General features: G+C 51.3%; 17 protein-coding genes and 1 pseudogene. 5 read left to right on the top strand and 13 right to left on the bottom strand.

Annotated elements, in window-relative coordinates; genetic code table 11:
- The 12 genes and pseudogenes from L691_RS0111880 to L691_RS0111815 all read right to left on the bottom strand — a co-directional run.
- On the bottom strand, nt 1-713 hold a 713-nt coding region (locus L691_RS0111880; RefSeq protein ID WP_025690748.1), incomplete at its 3' end, for a nucleoside recognition domain-containing protein.
- A pseudogene (locus tag L691_RS28670) lies at nt 691-1,421 on the bottom strand (FeoB small GTPase domain-containing protein). The gene L691_RS0111880 and the pseudogene L691_RS28670, both read right to left, overlap by 23 nt.
- Entirely contained in the window at nt 1,418-1,672 is a 255-nt protein-coding gene (locus L691_RS0111870; RefSeq protein ID WP_025690747.1) for a FeoA family protein, read from the bottom strand. Before L691_RS0111870 ends, L691_RS28670 begins: the two are co-directional and overlap by 4 nt.
- 174 nt (nt 1,673-1,846) lie before the next feature.
- Nucleotides 1,847-3,775 (bottom strand): FtsX-like permease family protein, encoded by a 1,929-nt coding sequence (locus L691_RS0111865; protein ID WP_025690746.1) that lies wholly within the window; start codon nt 3,773-3,775, stop codon nt 1,847-1,849.
- Complete coding sequence (locus tag L691_RS0111860; RefSeq protein WP_025690745.1) at nt 3,750-4,520, bottom strand: ABC transporter ATP-binding protein; 771 nt, start codon at nt 4,518-4,520, stop codon at nt 3,750-3,752. The genes L691_RS0111865 and L691_RS0111860 overlap by 26 nt, the downstream gene beginning before the upstream one ends.
- Before the next feature lie 163 nt (nt 4,521-4,683).
- Nucleotides 4,684-5,673, bottom strand: a complete 990-nt coding sequence (locus L691_RS0111855; protein WP_025690744.1) for a sensor histidine kinase — start codon at nt 5,671-5,673, stop codon at nt 4,684-4,686.
- Nucleotides 5,670-6,365: a response regulator transcription factor gene (locus L691_RS0111850; RefSeq protein ID WP_025690743.1), complete on the bottom strand. Its 696-nt coding sequence runs from the start codon at nt 6,363-6,365 to the stop codon at nt 5,670-5,672. The genes L691_RS0111855 and L691_RS0111850 overlap by 4 nt, the downstream gene beginning before the upstream one ends.
- 57 nt (nt 6,366-6,422) lie before the next feature.
- Nucleotides 6,423-7,526, bottom strand: a complete 1,104-nt coding sequence (locus tag L691_RS0111845) for a GerAB/ArcD/ProY family transporter (RefSeq protein WP_025690742.1) — start codon at nt 7,524-7,526, stop codon at nt 6,423-6,425.
- Nucleotides 7,527-7,562: 36 nt separating this feature from the next.
- Nucleotides 7,563-8,822, bottom strand: coding sequence for a Ger(x)C family spore germination protein (locus tag L691_RS0111840; RefSeq protein WP_025690741.1), 1,260 nt, complete (start codon nt 8,820-8,822; stop codon nt 7,563-7,565).
- 34 nt (nt 8,823-8,856) lie between these two features.
- A complete protein-coding gene (locus L691_RS0111835) occupies nt 8,857-10,455 on the bottom strand; it encodes a spore germination protein (RefSeq protein WP_025690740.1) in 1,599 nt (532 codons plus the stop codon).
- Nucleotides 10,456-10,598: 143 nt separating this feature from the next.
- Nucleotides 10,599-11,765 (bottom strand): phosphodiester glycosidase family protein, encoded by a 1,167-nt coding sequence (locus tag L691_RS0111825; protein WP_025690739.1) that lies wholly within the window; start codon nt 11,763-11,765, stop codon nt 10,599-10,601.
- A gap of 249 nt (nt 11,766-12,014) precedes the next feature.
- A complete protein-coding gene (locus L691_RS0111815; RefSeq protein WP_025690737.1) occupies nt 12,015-12,755 on the bottom strand; it encodes a glycerophosphodiester phosphodiesterase in 741 nt (246 codons plus the stop codon).
- Nucleotides 12,756-13,207: 452 nt separating this feature from the next.
- On the opposite strand from L691_RS0111815, the gene L691_RS31280 reads away from it, so the two are divergent.
- From L691_RS31280 to L691_RS0111795, 5 genes are all read left to right on the top strand, one after another.
- Nucleotides 13,208-13,486, top strand: a complete 279-nt coding sequence (locus L691_RS31280) for a helix-turn-helix domain-containing protein (protein WP_084654085.1) — start codon at nt 13,208-13,210, stop codon at nt 13,484-13,486.
- 237 nt (nt 13,487-13,723) lie between these two features.
- Nucleotides 13,724-14,095, top strand: a complete 372-nt coding sequence (locus tag L691_RS0111810; RefSeq protein WP_025690736.1) for a MerR family transcriptional regulator — start codon at nt 13,724-13,726, stop codon at nt 14,093-14,095.
- An 8-nt stretch (nt 14,096-14,103) separates the two neighbouring features.
- A complete protein-coding gene (locus L691_RS0111805) occupies nt 14,104-14,931 on the top strand; it encodes an NAD(P)-dependent oxidoreductase (protein WP_025690735.1) in 828 nt (275 codons plus the stop codon).
- Nucleotides 14,932-15,006: 75 nt separating this feature from the next.
- Complete coding sequence (locus tag L691_RS0111800; RefSeq protein WP_025690734.1) at nt 15,007-15,258, top strand: hypothetical protein; 252 nt, start codon at nt 15,007-15,009, stop codon at nt 15,256-15,258.
- A 55-nt stretch (nt 15,259-15,313) separates the two neighbouring features.
- Nucleotides 15,314-15,718: a hypothetical protein gene (locus L691_RS0111795; protein WP_156934227.1), complete on the top strand. Its 405-nt coding sequence runs from the start codon at nt 15,314-15,316 to the stop codon at nt 15,716-15,718.
- Between the two features lie 733 nt (nt 15,719-16,451).
- Here L691_RS0111795 and L691_RS0111790 read toward each other — a convergent pair.
- Nucleotides 16,452-18,140: a glycoside hydrolase family 13 protein gene (locus tag L691_RS0111790; RefSeq protein WP_025690732.1), complete on the bottom strand. Its 1,689-nt coding sequence runs from the start codon at nt 18,138-18,140 to the stop codon at nt 16,452-16,454.
- Nucleotides 18,141-18,521 lie beyond the last annotated feature (381 nt).

The following is an 18,521-nucleotide window of genomic DNA, read 5'->3' as shown; positions in this document are numbered from 1 at the left end:
CCCCCCGCCATGAACAGGGACGCCAGCAGGATCAGCGTCGGCCACCGGCCATTGCAGGGGACGAAGTTATTCGTCAGAATCGCCAGCATCCGCTCGCGCGGGGACTCGATGATCCGCGTGGAGAGGATGGCGGCGGCGTTGCAGCCGAAGCCCATCGACATCGTCAGGGCCTGCTTGCCGTGCCCGCCCGACTTCTTGAACAGCCGGTCCATGTTGAAGGCGACGCGCGGGAGATAGCCGAAGTTCTCCAGCAGGGCAAAGACGGGGAAGAAGATCGCCATCGGCGGCAGCATGACGCTGATGACCCAGGACGTTCCCCGATATAAGCCGAGCACGAGCACGCCGTGCAGCCACGCCGGGGCGCCCACTGCCTGGAATCCGGCGGTCAGATAGCCTTCGATGAAGCCGAACATGGAGGCCAGCCAGCCGGAAGGGTAGTTCGCCCCGGCGATCGTAATCCAGAATACGGCGCCAAGGATAGCGAGCATGATCGGGAAGCCCCAAATTTTGGAGGTTACGATCTGGTCAAGCTTATGAGTGCTCTTTAATTTGCTGCGGTCGCGGTAGGTAACGGCCTCCCGGCAGATGCTTGCGGAGACGCCGTAGATTCCGCTGACGATGTCGTCCCGAATGCCGCCGCTGGTCAGCTTCCCGGCGGATGAAATCAGGGAATCCAGCGCGCTGCTTCCATTAATGGCATGCTGTTGCTCCATGGCCGGACACCTCCTTCGGGACGCTAAACCTTATTCCCAAGCTTGCCTTGCGGAGGGAGGCCAGCAGGCTCTCATCTCCGTCCAGCAGCCGCAGCGCAATCCACCGGGCGGGGTAATCGCCGCCTACGGCCTGCTCTACGAGAGGCAGGAGCTCAGCGATGCCGCGTTCAATTTCCTCGCTGTACTGAATCCGCAAGGGTTCTGCGGCGAAGGTGCCGTCCGCAACCCGTTCCACCTGATTCAGCAGCTCCTTGATTCCGGTTCGGTTTCTGGCCGAAATGGCGATGACCGGTACGCCAAGACGCTCCGATATCGCTTTCAGATTAATGTCGATGCCAAGCCTGCGCGCCTCGTCCATCAGGTTGATGCATATCACGGCGCGGCCGGTAATTTCCAGCACCTGCAGGGCGAGGTTCAGGTTCCGCTCCAGCGAGGTGGGTCCAGCACGACAAGCGTCACATCCGGCTTCTCAAAAATGATATAATCGCGGGCCGCCTCTTCATCGGCCGAGTTGGAGTACAGGGAGTAGGTGCCCGGAAGATCGACGGCGCGGTATTCCTTGCCATTATGCGTGAACGTTCCTTCGGCGGTAACGACCGTCTTGCCTGCCCAGTTACCGGTGTGCTGCCGCATGCCGGTCAGCAGATTGAACAGTGTGCTTTTTCCCGTATTCGGGTTGCCGGCAAACGCTATAGTATAAGCTTTCATTCCGTTTCCCCTCCAATCGGTTCTCCGTAAATGAGTGAACTTTCCTCTCTGCGCAGTGCAATCGTCGTATTACTAATTCGGAATGCGGTAGGGTCGCCCAAAGGACTGCGGCGCACCACTTCAACCGTATTGCCGGGGACAAAGCCGAGATCCAGCAGCCTTCTTCTCATTACGCCCTGCACGCTCATCCCGCTGATTTGAAGAAAGCTTCCTTTAGCGGCTTCAGATAACGGTATGCCGGTTACGGCCATAACGATCACCCTTTCTTTTTATATCAAAATATCCGACTGTTGAGCTGTTCCATGATATTAGTATACGAGAACAAGTTTGTCCTAGCAACAAAAAAGTTTCCCTAAGGAAACTTAAATTTTAACAAAAACCCCCGCGATAAAGAAAAGCTTCTTCCTCGCGAGGGTATCTTGGTTTTAAACCATCGTTCTTTTCAGACTGTGAATATAGCGGGCTCTCACTATGACGAAATACAAGGTCTGCACCGCCAGGAAAGCGCCGATGGTAATCAGGACCGGAACCGTAATTTCATAGACCTGAATCTGGTTCAGAACGGGCCGGATGACAACCAGAGTCTGAACCCAGGCCACCAGAATCGGGATGTAAAAGAGCAGCGCAATCTGCTTGGTTGCCGAGCCCGACATCTCGCCGGGGCTGAGTCCGATCTTCGACAGCGCACGGTACATTCTTTGGTCGGCAGCCAGCTCGGAGTGCAGCCGGAAGTAGAGGAAGCTCGCGGACGAGACGGAGAAGATCAGGGCGATAAAGATGCCGATAAAGCCGAGCATCGACGCTCCCTGTTTCGTCGTTATATAATTTTTGGATCTCGTGTCCAGTATGGAATCCCCGTTGTCCGACTGCTTATCAATCAGTTCGGATGACAAGGCGACATTCAGGCTGTCTGCGGCCGGGAGCCGGTCATCCCATGCGGGTATTTTGTACAAATATCTCGTAAAATGCGCCGATCGGTTTCGCTCTTCGGAAGTCTTGGATAGAAGATTAAAGGCATCGTCTCCGACAACCAGAAGAGGGGAGGCGTAATGTCCGAAGGGAGGAATTACAGGCTTCAACGTTTTTCTTACGGTAAATGTCCGGTCCGGGAAATCTGTCATAGTTAAACGGTTATCCTTCACGTATTTCTCGCTGTCAAGCTGGCCTGAAATCACCAGAACAGCATCGTTGTCAGGCAGCGCGGCTTCGGTCTCGCTTCCCATCTGCGGCGTCAGTTCGTTGTACCGGCTCAAAGGCAGGATTTCAATCATCTGATATTTGCCGTCATCCAGAACGGAACCGCGCAGCTGATCTACTTTATTCTCCGTAAACCTGATTCCTTCCGCCTGAAGCCGGCCACGGATCATTTGAGTATCCTCTGTCTCGGTTGCCGAATGGTAAGCCGTGTAATTCAGAGCGAACGGACTATTCAAATAGGCATCCCTGTTCGCATTATAAATCGAGAGCAGAAAGCTTGAAGCCATGCAGGCGAGCGACGTAACCACGGTCACAAGAAACAGCATACGGGCATTGTCCTTCAGCTTGTAAGCCATCTCCGAAATCCAGAGCAGGTTGGTTCCGCGCCACAGCCGTCTGCGGCTGAGCTTAAGCAGGCGGACCGCAAGTACGGATAGCTGGGTGTAGAAAAAGTAAGTGCCGGCAATGCCTGTTACCGCCGCGACAAGCAGCCATTTGGGAGCCAGCGGCTGGCGGATGGCCCAGTAGCCTGCTGCAAGCAGCGCGATGCACAGCACGGACAGCAGCAGGGAAGCCTTCGGTTCCTTCTTCGGCTTGCTCGTACCCTTCAGCAGCTCCAGCACCCGGTTCTTCCGGATAAACAGCAGGGTGAACGCCGAGATGACGATGAACAGGACAAGGAACGCGGCTGCCGTTACCATTATTGCTTTTACCGGCCAGTAAAATGGGAGATCGCTGATGCCGATCATCTTGGTGCTGAGCAGCAGGAACATCTTGGACAGCAGCAGGCCGCCTGCCATACCCGTCAGGATGGAGAGCAGCCCGATGAGCATATTTTCCATAAAAATGAGCTTGTTGATCTGTCCCGGCCGCGCCCCCAGAATCGTCAGGATGCCGAATTCGAGATTGCGGGATTTCAGAAATGCGCTTATGGAGTACAGCACGAAGAAGAAAGCGAAGATGAACACGATGTAAGAGGCGATCTTCATACCCGCTGCGGAGTTCCTCCCGAGCTCAATTGAGGTCACGTCCGGATGAAACATGAATACGGCGTAAGCGAAAAAGACCATGACCATAAAGGCGCTGCTTAGAAAAAAAGCGATATAAGACCGGGCGTTCCGGCGGATGTTGTTAAACGCGAACTGAGGAAAGCTCATGGCTGTTCCCTCCCCAGAACGACAGCGTGTCGATGATTTTTTGGAAAAAAGCCTGGCGGCTCTCTCCCCGGTGAATCTCCGCCGCGAGCTTGCCGTCCTTGATAAAAATAATCCGGCTGCAGTAGCTGGCGGCGAGCGGATCATGCGTGACCAGCATCAGTGTGGCTCCCGTACTGAGGTTGATGCTCTCCAGCGATTCCATCACGAGCCGAGAGGCATTGGAATCCAGGGAGCCCGTCGGCTCATCGGCCAGAATAAGGGAAGGCGATGAGATAATCGCCCGCGCAATCGCCGTCCGCTGGCGCTGTCCGCCGGAAATTTCATAGATTCGCTTGTCCAGAATATCCGTGATGCCAAGACGGTCCGCAGCTTGCTTTAGCAGCGTCTTCATCTCGGAGAGCCTGCGCTTGTCCAGCGTCAGCGGAAGCACGATATTCTCGCCGACAGTGAGCGTTTCAAGCAGATTGAAATCCTGAAAGACGAAGCCGAGCTGCCTGCGGCGGAACAGGGCCAGCTCCTTTTTGTTCATGAGAAAAGGGTTGCTGCCGTTGATCTTCACTTCACCTGAGCTCGGCCTGTCAATCGTGGAGACCATGTTGAGCAGTGTCGTTTTGCCGCTGCCCGACGGCCCCATTATGCCGACAAATTCTCCGCTCTCGATGCCGAGATGGATATCGGTAAGAGCGCGGGTGCTGATTTTGCCCGGATAGATTTTGCTGAGGGCGGTGACTTCCAATACATTCATGAGAGACCTTCCTTTCCAGGGTTGAGGCGACCTATATGCCCCGCAGAGTATCCTGTTACCCTCCCAATGTACCGTACAGCGCCCGATGGCTGCTATGGATTTACCTTACGGTTTCCTTACAGTCCGGTTAAGGTTATGTTCGTATCCACAGGAATTCCCGAATTTAAAAAATCCCCGAGTCAAAAATTAGCCGGACCGACGTGCCCTCGCCGGGCTGCGAGGAAAGCTCCACCCGGTGTCCAAGCCGCTTGCATATTTCGCGGACAAGATAAAGGCCCATACCGGTCGATTCGCGGTACTCCCGTCCGCGTTCGCCAGTGAAATAAGGGTTAAAGACCCGCTTCAGATCCTCAGGGGCGATTCCAATGCCTTCGTCGCGAATTTCCAGAATGACCTTGCGGCCTTGGTGGAAAGCTGCGGCGGTGACGGTCTTCCCGGAGCCGCCCGAATAATTCACGGCGTTAGTTAGAATCTGGGCCAGCATAAACCTCAGCCATTTGGCGTCGGTATAGACCTTGAGCTCCTCGCTAATCCGGATCTCCGCCTTCACGCCCCGGCGGATAAAGAGCCGCCGGTTCTCGGCCACCGTCTCGCTGACTGCCTTCCGCAGAGAGACCGGCATGATGCTGAAATCATCCTCGAACCGGTCCAGCCGGGAAGTATACAGCACCATTTCCAGCCCTTTGCGCAGCCGGTCGACTTCCTCGCGGATACTGTCCGCCGCCGCATCGTCCAATTCGTCGGCGGTCAACTGAATAATGGACAGGGGGGTCTTCATTTGATGAACCCAGCGGTTCATGAACGTGATATGGCTGTCCACGCGGCGAGCCTCTTCGCCAAGACGATCCCGGTAATGGCGGCCGTATGCTTCGAGAAGTTTCCCGAAAGCTTCGGGGAGGGGAGCGTCACCGAGCGGCTCGAAGGCGCTGTCCAAGAAGGCTTCCGGATCGTTAAGCTTTATGTATAGTCTCTGGTGACGCAGGTAGCGGAATCCGAGGTATACAGCGAGCACCGCTGCGCTGAGCGCCGAGCCGTACAGAACGATGGACAGAGGTCGCCGTTCGCCGGTGAGCCAGTAGAGAAGCGGGACAAGCAGCATCTGGACCGCATAGAACAGCAGCAGCGGAAGCTGCACCTTCAGGAACAGCTTCATGGCGCTCCGGCAATGTTCAGCCGGTACCCCGCTCCCCTTACCGTTTCCACAGCATTGTCCGCATTCAGTTCCTTAAGCTTCTTACGCACTCTCGTTATGTAGACATTCAGTGTGTTGTCATCAATGAAATGCTGATCCTCCCACATGAGGTCGAGCAGGCGCTCGCGGCTAACAACACGGCCTTCCTTCAGCATCAGGGCTTCCAGCAGGACGGACTCTTTCTGAGTCAGTTCCGCTGTCCGCTCTCCGTGCTGAATGGCGAAGCGTTCGGGATAGAGAGTCAGCGGGCCTGAGCGCACGGTCCGTTCTTCCGGCTGCTGCGCGTAAGGGCCGTAGACCCGGCGCAGTTGGCTGCGGATCTTGGCGAGAACGACCTCATAATGAAACGGCTTCGTGATGTAGTCGTCCGCTCCGTTCTCCAGCGCCATCACCTGATCCATTCCGCTGTCTCTGGCGGAGATGAACAGGATCGGGCAGAGCGACCGGCTGCGGATCTGGCGGCACCAATAATATCCGTCGTATTTCGGGAGATTGACATCCAGCAAGACGAGATCCGCTCTGCTATCCAGAAAGGCATCCAGCACCGAACTGAAATCTTCTACAATAGCTGTGCGGAAGCCGTATTTTGACAGGTAGGCCTGTAGCAGCCCAGCTAACTTGGCATCATCCTCTATGATCAAAATCGTTTCCATGACATTCTCCTTCAGGCGATATGATGGCGGCTTACGTACCGCTTATATCATATCTTATCAACCCGGAGGATTGAAGCCTTTGCGTCCGCGCAGCGCGAGTGCCAGCGCCAGAACCAGCGGGATAGCGACCTGAAAGATGACATCGATCTTTAAGGAAGGTCCAAGGCCGATGGCAATATGCTGCGTATAATCTCTCTCGATGAAAGACGCCGCATAGATAACCGCTCCAACGGCAACCGCCCATATCTTTTCGGATTTGTTCGTCAGGAGCGAAGCCATTCTCACCGAGCAATAGAAGAATATGAGCATTTTGATCAAAAGCCCGATAAATATCATAAATGTGACCAGGATATCCAGCCGTTCGATAAACTTCAATCCGGACAGCGTTCGGACCGCTTTAAGCAAAGGAATGACGGAGCTATGTGTCAAGTCCGGGCCGAGAACGGCTATATTTATTGCCTCCATGAAGATCAGAAACAGACTGACTCCGATATAAGCCCAAATCGTTTGCTTTACGGGAACGCCAGGCCGGTTCCAACGTGACCACAGAAGCAGAAAGACTAGGATTTGACCGAACGGAAAAGAGACGATATCGGGCAGCGCCGCATTCAGAATGGGACGAAGCCCGTTCTCCGCTACAGGCATCAGCCGCCTGAAATCGGCGCCTTTCATCAGCAGAAACATACCGATCAGGATAAAGTAAAAGAACATCAAGCCCGGAAGCAGAATCTCCGGCAGCCGAAAGATCGTCTCCGCACCTTTCCAGATCGCATAGCCCCCAATCAGCAGAAACACCAGCATTGTAACGGACATGGGAGTCGCCGGCAAAAGGATTATCGCGGTAAGCTCGCCAAAATCCCGCAGGTTCCGCATGGACTCGTAAGCAAAATAGCAGCAGTATATTGCACTGATTGAGCCGCCGGCGATGCGTCCGAAGCCGAAACGGAGCATTCCGTTCAATTCCATTTCCGGCAGGCGGCGCTGAATCCACAGGAAGAGGAGAAGGAGAGCGAACCCGGCTGCGGCTCCGACGCTCATCGCCAGCCAGGCATCCTGCTTGGCCTTACTCCCGAGCACAAACATTGGGGTACTGCCGATTTCAAACAAAATGACCATGAATGTCATTTCCAGGCTCGTGGCATGCTTTTTTAACGGTGACAAGGATCTAACCTCCTGACCATCTGATAATCGCTCCCCTCAATTCTTATTCACTGAATTATAGGAGTTGCTGTTAAAGCCGATCCGTTTGATTTTCACCTTGACATGAGGCCGGATTTGAATGTTTTGGAATACGGTATCCCAATTGTGCTCCTGTTTGATTCGCTTCCATTGCTTGGGGTGATGGCGATGAATGGATATGGCAAAGCCGGTCACATCGGCATTCAATTTTTTGACCGAACGCCAAGAGGATTCCACGATTTCAATAATATTTTGCTCAATGTTGTGCTCCAGTTGGCGGATGGCGGATTCATTTTCCAGCTTCAGATTGCTCCCTACTTCTGTCAATGTACCGTCTGCTTTAATACCGATATCCATAACGTAATGATCGTTCTCCCAAATGGGACGAACAGTGGTGGAGGAATGCAGCAGTGAAATCGAGGCATCGTCCTTGTCGCTCTTTTGGGGCTTCGAGGGAAAAGAGATGTTCGACTTTTTAACCTTGTCCGTCATAAAGGATAATCCGTATGCCTCGGCCTGTGAGAGCCATCCGACGAAACGGTCTTCTTTCAGAACGGCCAATCTGGCAAATGTAATCCGGGAAGGAAGATCGGTCTGGGTGATGTCACTCGTTCGATCCATTACCTTATTGCCGGAGAGCTTAATTTCCGGAACCGCTGCGCTGGCCGATTCGGAGCTCAATTGCCTGGCCAGCTCAACCATCTGTATTCCGGGGTAATAGGAAGTTAATCTTGCCTCCTGTTCGATCATGAGCTGAATGCCGGCGCTCTGATTTCGGTTGAGCTGCATCAACTGGCTAAGAATGAGTCCCGCCTCTTCTTCGGTAATGAATACGTACACCGTTTGGCGGGCATCGGGTCTGCGCAGGAACATATCGATCAGTTGGCCAATTCCTCTTTTTGCGAGTGCCTCTCCCAGCACGGTGATTCGGTTTTGGGAGAAGAATAACTGACGCGTGCTGGTCAGATTGGTGCGTTCGACTGCCTGCATCAGCGTATTCCCCTTGGCCGAATAGATCAAAAAGGGGGGCGAACTCGTATTCCCGCCGCTGCTGCCTCCCGTGTTGTTCGCACCGGATGAGGGGTTGATAATCTGGTAGGCGGTGTGCCATTGATTATCCTTCCAGTCGTATGCGGAACCCGATACAATGCCAAGCTCGTTCAGCTCTCTGTCATCCCAGCAGCCGCCGGTCAGGAGTGACAAGAGGGAGACGATGAGCAGGAACCGCCGCCCCGCTAGATAACGAATGTTAACGCCTGTTTGTGTGTTCTCCCTCATGCCCTGCACTCCTTTCCTATGCCATCTGGCCTCTTCAAGAATTCTTATTCCCCTGCCCTTCGGATGGGCTGCCGGATGCTTGCTGCTCTTTCGGAAGCAAGTTCTGCCTTGGCGCTTCTTTGCTTCCGTATGTGCTTGGTCGCATCTTCATGTTCCGCAGCGGCGCGCGGATAATAATATCCTTCAGATAACCCGGATTCATCGGAGCAATGGGAGATAAGTACGGAACTCCGAACGATTGCAGGCTGGCCATATGGATAACAAGCACCATCAAAAAGGACATGATCCCGAGCAGGCCCAAGGAACCCGCAAACAGCATCATCATAAAGCGGATGAGCCGGATGGAGTTGGCGATCGCCATCGACGGAATAACAAAATTTGAAATCGCCGTAAAGGATACGACAATAACCATGGCGGCGGATACAAGTCCAGCCTGAACGGCGGCCTGACCCAGCACGAGTGCGCCTACGATGGAGACTGCGGGTCCGATGGCTCGCGGCATACGTACCCCGGCTTCACGCAGAACATCGAATGTCAGTTCCATGAGCAGGGCTTCAATAAACGCTGGAAAGGGTACGCCCTCCCGCTGGGCGGCCAAGCTGATCAGCAGTGTGGTCGGCAGCATCTCCTGATGGAAGGTCGTGATGGCGATATACAGCGCAGGCAGAAGCATGGACACGAAAAAAGCGGAATAACGAATTAGACGCAGAAATGAAGAAATGTCAAACCGCTGGTAATAATCCTCACTGGATTGAAAAAAGCTGAAAAACGTGGAAGGAGCCAGGAGGGCAAAAGGTGTTCCATCAATAATGATGCCGATCTGCCCTTCCAGAATGCCGCCCGCCATAGCATCGGGCCGTTCTGTACTCATTATGGTCGGAAAAGGAGTCAGGCCGCCGTCCTGAATCAGCTCCTCGATGTAATTGCTCTCCAGAATGCTGTCCGTGTCAATGGCGTCCAGCCGTTTACGAATCTCGGCAAGCACCTGCTCGCTTGCGATGCCATGGAGATAGACAAGAGCGACTCCCGTTTGGGTGCGTCTTCCGATTTTATATTGTTCGACACGAAGATCGGCGGTTTTCAGTCTCCGGCGCACCATAGAGGTGCATGTCCGCAGGCTCTCGGTGAAACCTTCTTTGGGACCGCGGATCACTCCTTGCGAGGTCGGTTCATTGACGCTCCGCTTCTCCCAGAAGGAAGTGCCGGCGGCCAGCGCGATCTTAGAGCCGTCGAGCAGGATAATCGCATTTCCTTCAAACAGCATGCCGAGCAGAGTTTCCACCGTCGTACACTCTTGGAGTCCGCCCACTGGCAGAATCTGCTCCTTGATCAGCAGAAAAGCTTGTTCCGGCCGCTGTTCCTTTAATAGCGGATGATCCGTCAGAGGCTGGATCACGGCTTGGGAAACCAAGTCCGAATTTACCAGGCCGTCAATATAAATAAAACTTATAGCAGGAGAATCGGAGGACGGGTTGGATAATGAACGGAACACGACATCGGCGCTGTGCCCGATGAGCCGCTTGATTTCCGCTAGATTGGTATCTAAAGAGGACTCCAGCGGATGGAAGGGAAGTATGCTGTTTTGTGCCGTTTTGAAGTCAGGTTTACGGTTCGACAGAAACTTCAGCTTCATGGATGCTCCCTCCAAGGCGCAGCTTTTGACTATGATGTTGTATTATTCCCTGGAATCTATTCCTTATTCTGACGAGAAAGCGCCCTTCATCCTGCTGCGGCAGGATAGAAGGGCGCTTGCCTGTTCAAATCCGATGCTTGCGATTATTGGGTTTTGATGACGATCGCATTGCTGATCAGTCGTCCGGGAGTGGTCAGATAGCCGCCGTTAAAATAAAGACCGCTTGAAGCGCCGCCATCCAGGTTCATGGCCTGCCAGGCACCCGCCTGTTTCATAATTTGGGCCATTTGAGGGATCGTAGCGCCCCCGGAGGTCACCAGCAGCAGCTTGTGATCGCGTGTAAGGCCAAGAGCGCTGCGCGCGCCGCCACCCGTTAAAATTTTGGGATCGCGGAAGCCTTCAGCCGTAACATTCAGGGATACTTTTCCGCCCGTGACCAGCCGGGGGCCGGCCTGCAGTCCGCCTTCAAATTCGCCCGCCTGAAAGCGCGGCATGAAGTTTCCGCCCGGAACAAGCTCGGCCAAGTGGTTGCTGTCGTAGGCGAATACCGCGCGGCGGTCGCCGGGGCTGTTCTTCAGCAGCTTGCCGCCGGCGGCGATATAACCGTAGGGGGCTTTATAGCTCCCTGACGTATAAGCGTTGAAGAACGTGCCGTTAATGGCGGCGATGGCTTGGCTGCGCTTCGCCATGCTTCGGAGCTCTTCAACCTGGCCCACGCTTCCGCCCGCGAGCACGACATCCAGCCGGACCTTCGGATGCAGCAGCGAGACGGTTACGATCTGCACGGCGAAGGACCTGCCGCCTACTTTGAACGTGTGGCGTGAAGACGCCGCGGCGGATGATTCGGGACGAATCAAGGCCCCGGTCAATACGGGAAGCCGGAAGGATTTGCCCTGCGCATCCGTAAATCTAACCGAGGCGGTCTCCTTGTCCCACTGAAGCTTCAGCTTAAGCGCATCGCTCACTGAGGCCAGCGGCACATAGACGGTTCCGCTGTCGCTGAAAGGGAGTGCGGTGAGCGAGACCGGCTTTTCGTTTACATAAGCCTCCTTTTGGCCTGCGAACAAGGTCAGGGATACATTCCCTTGCGCAATGTCAATCCGTTTCAGGGAAGCATCCCAGGATGTGCTCGTGCCGCTCAGTTCATTCAGAACACGTAGCGGGATGAACGAGCTGCCGTTCTTGTCCACCAGGACGATATTTTTGGGTGAGGCAGCAGCCGAATGCGCTGCGGGGAGGGGAATCATGCAGGATGCGGCCATAATTAGAATGAGGAGTAGCAGGAAAGCCGGTTTGTTTGTTGCTGTCATTGAAATTGAATTCTCCTTTGCCGTCTGCGGCGGAACGCCTTTCGCGAAAGCCGCTTATTTAGTCGGTGCATGCAGATGCGCCTTTAATTTAACATCGGATTTTCGGCTGGAAATGTTCAGCACCGCTGCGCTTGTTAGGAGAACTATGGCTATCGAGTTGACGTGAAGGGGATTGATGCGGAATGAGGGATTTACCATACATAAACGGAAAATCCGGTCCGCCTGAGAGGGGAGGACCGGATTTTCGATTTACAGGCCTTTGCGGGCCAGCAGCTCTGCGAGCACATCGGGCACATCCGTAATAATACCGGCAACGCCGGCATCAATCAGGAACTCCATCCGCCGCGGATCGTTCACCGTAAACGGATGGTAGACCACGCCGCTCTGCGCTGCGTCCCGCACGAACTCCGGCAGCACCGCCAAGTGATACGCATGCAGCGCCTTTGCTCCCACGGTGGCGGCATAATCCCACGGGCGGTACAGGCCCTCCATGTAGAGAATGCCGGTCGTAAGATCCGGGGCCAGCTTCTTTAGGTAAGCTAGTGAATAATGATTGAAGCTGGAGATGACGACCCGGCTGCTCATGCCGTAATCTCTGACGGCGGCGATTACTTTCTCTTCCATTCCCGGATAGAAAAAGACCCCGTTCTTAAGCTCAATATTGAGGATCGTGTCCCGTTCTTGCAGCAGTTCGAGCAGTTCCTCCAGCCGGGGGATTTTCTCGCTTGTGAAGCTGCCGTCTCCGAACCAGGCGCCCGCGTCAAGCGCCCGCAGCTCTTCCAGCGTCTTGTCCTTCACATAGCCGCTGCCGTTCGTTGTGCGGCTGAGCTCCTCGTCGTGAATGAGAACAAGCTCCCCGTCCCGGGTCATTTGCACATCAGTTTCAATACCCGTCGCTCCAAGCGCAAGGCTGCGGCGGAAAGCCGCCATCGTATTTTCCGGGCATACCGCCGAAGCGCCGCGATGCGCGAAATTCAATATTTTAGCCACGTCTGCATACCTCCGTCTTCGTTATTCCTGCTTAATATATATTCCACATCCATGCCGTAAACCCTATGAGTATAGCGCTATATTGATTCCGGAGAATTAACGGGGAGTAAAGATTTCCATTGGGCTGCCAGATCGGGAAGCGGCGAATGGGCGGACTCGAAAGCGGATTAAACCAGAGGGGGAAGACAGGTGTATGGAGACATTAAAGTTAGTATGCAGACAATATAGTTTGTATCCCCATGCTAAAGATAGTGTCTAACAAATAAAGTTGGTATCTGATCAGGTTAATGTCCAGTGATAAAAAAGTGTGGAACCAGTAAAAGATGTGCGAAACCGACATGCGAGATGATTAGAGCATCTGGAGGGGGAGCCCGAGGGAATGAGGGGGGCTCCCCTCTTTGTTTGAATGAATAATGTGCTTTAATGGAACTTCACGATCGGTGGTGAAATGAATGAGTGAAATTGGATATAGAATAAAATGTATCCGAAAAGAAAGTAGTCTAAACCAATCTCAGTTTGCAAAAAGCATAGGAATTTCTCAAGGAAACCTGAGTGAGATAGAAATGGGAAATAGTAATCCATCTGCAGAAACACTAATATCTATTCGAACATATTATAATGTGAACTTGAACTGGTTATTAACCGGAGTTGATTCGGATGATGGGAATACATATGAAGATAATTATACTAAGAAGTTAACAGAGGTTTTTAGAGGTCTTAACCAAATATGAACTAACTGATTAATTACAATAATGAGGAGGAGCCCTTACCGCCGACTATGGCGGGAGGGCTCTTTTTCGGTTGAAAGGCGTATGTATCGGACCTAGCAACAAGCGTATTCTTCGGACCTTAGAACTTCCAAGAAACTGTTGCCTTAAACTTATGTTTAAGGTGTACTATGAATATAAGCTTCTCTCTGGTTGTGGGAGTCATATAAATTTTTTCTTGCAGGAAATGGAGGTGTCAAGGTGAGTTTATCCATTAAAGAGGCTTCGGAACGGCTGGGGATTCCTCCCCATACCATCCGATTTTATGAAAGGAAAGGGTTGCTGCCATTTCTTCAACGCGACCCTTACGGAAATCGAATTTTTGAAGAGAGGGACATGGAATGGATCAACCTGATGATATGGTTTCGGGCCACAGGAATGACCGTCGCCGAATTGGAAGAATTCGTCGAGTTGGCCGTCCAGGGAGATTCGACCATTCCGCAAAGACAGGATTTGCTGGAAAAGCACAAGCGGAAACTTCAAGAAAGGCAACGGGAGCTCGATAGAGCGTTTGAAGCGGTCAATATGAAACTGGCCAAATATGCGGAAATTCAAAACGGAAAAAGGAAGTGAAGGGTGCGATGACACCTATTGGATTTATCGGCTTGGGGAATATGGGGCAAGCTATGGCTCTTAATTTGATCAAAGCCGGTTACAAACTTCGAGTATACAATCGAACAGCAGACAAAGCTGCACCTCTGGTCGCGCTCGGGGCCGAATCCGTCTCCAGACCAAGCGAAGCAGCTGCAAAGGGAAGTATCGTCATTACTATGGTGACCGACGATGCTGCGCTCGAAAATATTGTGCGGAGCGAAGGATTTATGGAACGGCTTGGACAAGGAGGCCTCCATCTCTCGATGAGTACCGTTTCTCCCGCCACCTCCCGGAAGCTCGCCGATTTTCATGACGCAAACGGGAGTCATTATGTTGAAGCGCCGGTTTTTGGTCCGCCTGAAGCGGCTGCCGCGCGAAAACTATGGATCTGCGTCACGGGATCGAAGGAGGCGAAGAAACGAGCTTGGCCGCTTCTGGATGCGATGGGGCAAGGGATTTTCGATTTCGGTGAAAAGATCGGCTCAGCCTTAATCGTCAAGATTTGCGGCAACTTCATAAGCTTTACGGCCATGGAAGCCATGATGGAGGCATGCAGAATGGCGCAGAAAAACGGAATCGATCCGTCGGAAATGATGGCAATGCTTTCCCGAACAATGTTTACTGCTCCGGTGTATCAAAATTTTGGAAAATATATTGCGCTTCATACCGAACAAATTACGTTGCCGGGTCTCCCGAACAGCTGGATTGTCGGCAAAGACATTGGGTTGTTCAAGGAGAGGGCCGTGCTGGCGGGAACGGAGGCGCCGCTCGCTAATTTATTATACGATCTATTTAGCGAAGTTCCTTCTCCTTAACAGTCGAAAAAATGCTGCAAGGGAAGAATTATTGCGGAAACTCGAACTTTTGTTGAATCCTTTATAAGTAAGCTATTGCTTGCGGGTGCCCCTTCACAGGCTAAACAGTGGAGCGTTGAGGAAATAGAGGGTTTTATTCAAGATGCTTTAAAAGATTTACAGAGTGATAAAGAGAAGCTGATTCATCTAGAATCAGTAATTATTAAGTCGATAACTGCAATAGAGAATGCTAAAGAAGAATTGTTATTAAAGACACGTCAAGAAGAAATGCGTGTGCAACAGAATCACTTAGAGCATTTAGACCAACTTAAAAAAAATAGCCCATGAAGATCAAGACACTATCAAAGATCTAATTAACAATGTTAAACCAGCTGTTGACCAATTGAATGAAAAAATGATTTCTGAATTATTCGATACCATTCAGAAAATCTTCTCCCGGATTAATTCGCATCCAGTTTATAACCAAATTATTTTTAATAAAGAATACAGGCATAGATCTTACAAATTACTGATTTTAGTATTAACTGGATATCTTGAGAATCAAACACAGGCAAATGCAACATACATATTCAGTTCAGCACAAATTAACTCGATAGCACTATCTTTTTTTATGGCTATGGGCGTACACCAACAGTGGTCTAGTCTACAACTTATGGGTATGGATGATCCAATCCAAAGCATGGATGAGATTAATGTTTTATCTCTAATTGATTTAATTCGTTTATTTATAGAAAAGTATGATAAGCAGTTTATTATCTCAACCCATGATTATAGTTTTTACCAATGATGTTGAGGAAATTTAGAAATCAAGATATTGCGGTAATTGAGTATGAGGGATATAGCGAAAAAGGCCCGCTTATAAAGCAACAAGTTAGTGAAAACGCAGAAGTAGAGAATGTATTGAATATACCTGCTGAAGACCCAATTTCGATATCCAAGTTATTAGAACTTAAGATGCATCATTATAGCAAGTTTTCATTTTTAAGAGGAGCTACTAGTGGCGGGCCTCGATCAAGTACGGTGTCCGTTTAGTCGATTTATATAATAGTCTGGGCAAGACAACATTTCCGTCTTTAAGAAAACGTAAAAGTGTCCGTCAGCGAACTCTACAAAGTATGCATTATAGGCGCTCTCATATTTGGATTACCCAAGAGGCGTATGACTTCTTAATGAATGAATTGAATGAACGATTTCGTACTCACGGAGAAATCACATTGTAGTTCTTTCCGTAAGCTTGAAAATACAGAAGCGGTGAGCAACAAGTAAGTTTTAGGAACTAACATTAATGTAAGTATAAGTACGAACTTTAATGTAATTGTGTAATAAAAGACTTTTTCTTAGGAACTAACTATAATGTAACTATTAAATGAGGTGGAAAACTCAAAAATGCTTGATATTACTGTGTTTTTCAGGAACCAACTATAATGTCACTGAACACAGGGGAATTGAACAATAATCGGGGCTCTCCCCCGGTCATCTTCAGATGACTCAGCGGGACTGCCCCATGTCTAATGTTAGGCTTACACCGTAAATTTAAACACTCTGGCTTCGTAAGGGCGAAGCTCCAGGCTGCGGAGATCCGTGTCTTTTTCCGCTTCGTAGTTGCTGATGAGCAGTTCAGCTCCGTGAGTTTCTATCTCCTCTGGAATCTCGAAGCTTACGGGCTCGCCGAAGAAATTCAGAACCACCAGCAGTCTTTTGCTGCCGAGCGAGCGCAGATAAGCAAATACCTGCTCATTCTCCTTGTCCACAATCGTATAATCCCCGTACACGATAATGTCATGCTGCTTGCGCAGTTCAATGAGCCGCTTGTAATAATGGAAGATGGAGTCCGGATCGGCCAAGGCGTTCTCCACATTGATTTCCGTATAGTTCGGATTAACCGCCAGCCAAGGGGTTCCCGTGGTGAATCCGGCCTGCGGTTCGCTGCTCCACTGCATTGGCGTGCGGCCGTTGTCGCGGCCCTTGATGTAAACCGAGTTCATGATAGCTTCTTCCGTATGGCCCGCTGCCAGATATTCCTCATGCATATTGATAATTTCAATATCCTTGTAATCGCTGATCGAAGCGAATTTTACGTTCGTCATCCCGATTTCTTCACCCTGATAAATGTAGGGCGTTCCCTGAAGCGTATGCAGCAGGGTTGCCAGCATTTTGCCCGACTCTTTATGGTAAACCGTATCGTTGCCAAATCTGGAGAGCATCCGCGGCTGATCGTGATTGTTCAAATACAGACTGTTCCATCCCTTGCCGTTAAGGTGAATCTGCCATTTGGAGAAAATATCTTTAATATCGCTTAGGCTCCAGGGTTTGCAGTCCCATTTGCCGCCGGGGCCCGAATCAACGCCCATCAGCTCGAAATGGAATACCATACTCAGCTCGTTCCGGTCTTCGCCTACATACAAAGCCGCGTCCTCCGGTGTAACTTCAACCGCTTCACCGACAGTCATAATGTCGTACTTGGACAAGACCTCACGGTTCATTTCCTGCAAATACTCGTGTACGCGCGGACCGTTGACAAAATACTTGCCGCCGAAGCGGAAGGAGCGGCCCTCCCCGGCTTCTTCCGACACGCTGGGCAGTCCGGGCACTTTGGAGATCAGATTGATGACATCCATCCGGAAACCGTCGATGCCTTTATCGAGCCACCAGGTCATCATGTCGTACACTTCCCGGCGGACCTTCTCATTCTCCCAGTTCAGATCAGGCTGCTTCGTGGAGAACAGATGCAGGAAGTATTCGTCTGTCCCTTCGTCGTATTTCCAAGCCGAGCCGCTGAAGAAGGAGCCCCAGTCATTCGGTTCATGACCGTCTGTGCCCGGACGCCAAATATAATAGTCACGGTACGGATTGTCCTTCGATTTGCGGGATTCCGCGAACCAGGCATGCTCATCGGAGGAGTGGTTTACGACGAGATCCATAATCAGCTTCATGCCCCGGTCATGGAGGCCCTGGAGGAGAATTTCCCAATCGGCAATCGTGCCGAATTCATCCATAATGTCCTGATAATTGCTGATATCGTATCCGTTGTCGTCATTAGGCGATTTGTACACCGGGCAGAGCCATACGACATCCACGCCGAGCGTCTTCAGATAATCCAGCTTGGAGATGATTCCCTGCAGATCGCCGATCCCGTCGCCGTTGCTGTCTTTAAAGCTGCGGGGATAAATTTGATAGACTACGCTTTCTTTCCACCATTTTCGTTCCATTATCATTCTCCTTTTCCTGAAGGGGTAAACGTTTACGTTAAACTGTTCAAAAAATAAATCTAAAACTCCCGCACATCATTAAACGCTAGCATAGAAGGAATAAAAAAGCGTCGCTCAAATGAAGTAAACGCTTACTTGAATAGTAAGCCCGATGACTATTTTTGTCAATCCCAAGATCTGACGTAGGCAGTGTGGGATGAATAACGAGGAAGAGCAAAATAGGATTAGAGATTCATTTGCAAAAGAAGGTAATACGCTATATTCTGAGTAGATGTTTATTTTATATAATTATCTACGGATGAGGGAGATGGCTTGTGAGAACGAAAAAAGCAATAGCGTATTTCTGTATGCTGCTCGCGCTGGTCCAGGCCGGTACAACCG

The organism is Paenibacillus zanthoxyli JH29, from assembly GCF_000520715.1.
Classification (GTDB): domain Bacteria; phylum Bacillota; class Bacilli; order Paenibacillales; family Paenibacillaceae; genus Paenibacillus_AQ; species Paenibacillus_AQ zanthoxyli.
Note: the sequence above shows the minus strand (reverse complement) of the source record. Positions and strands in the feature narration are given on the sequence as shown.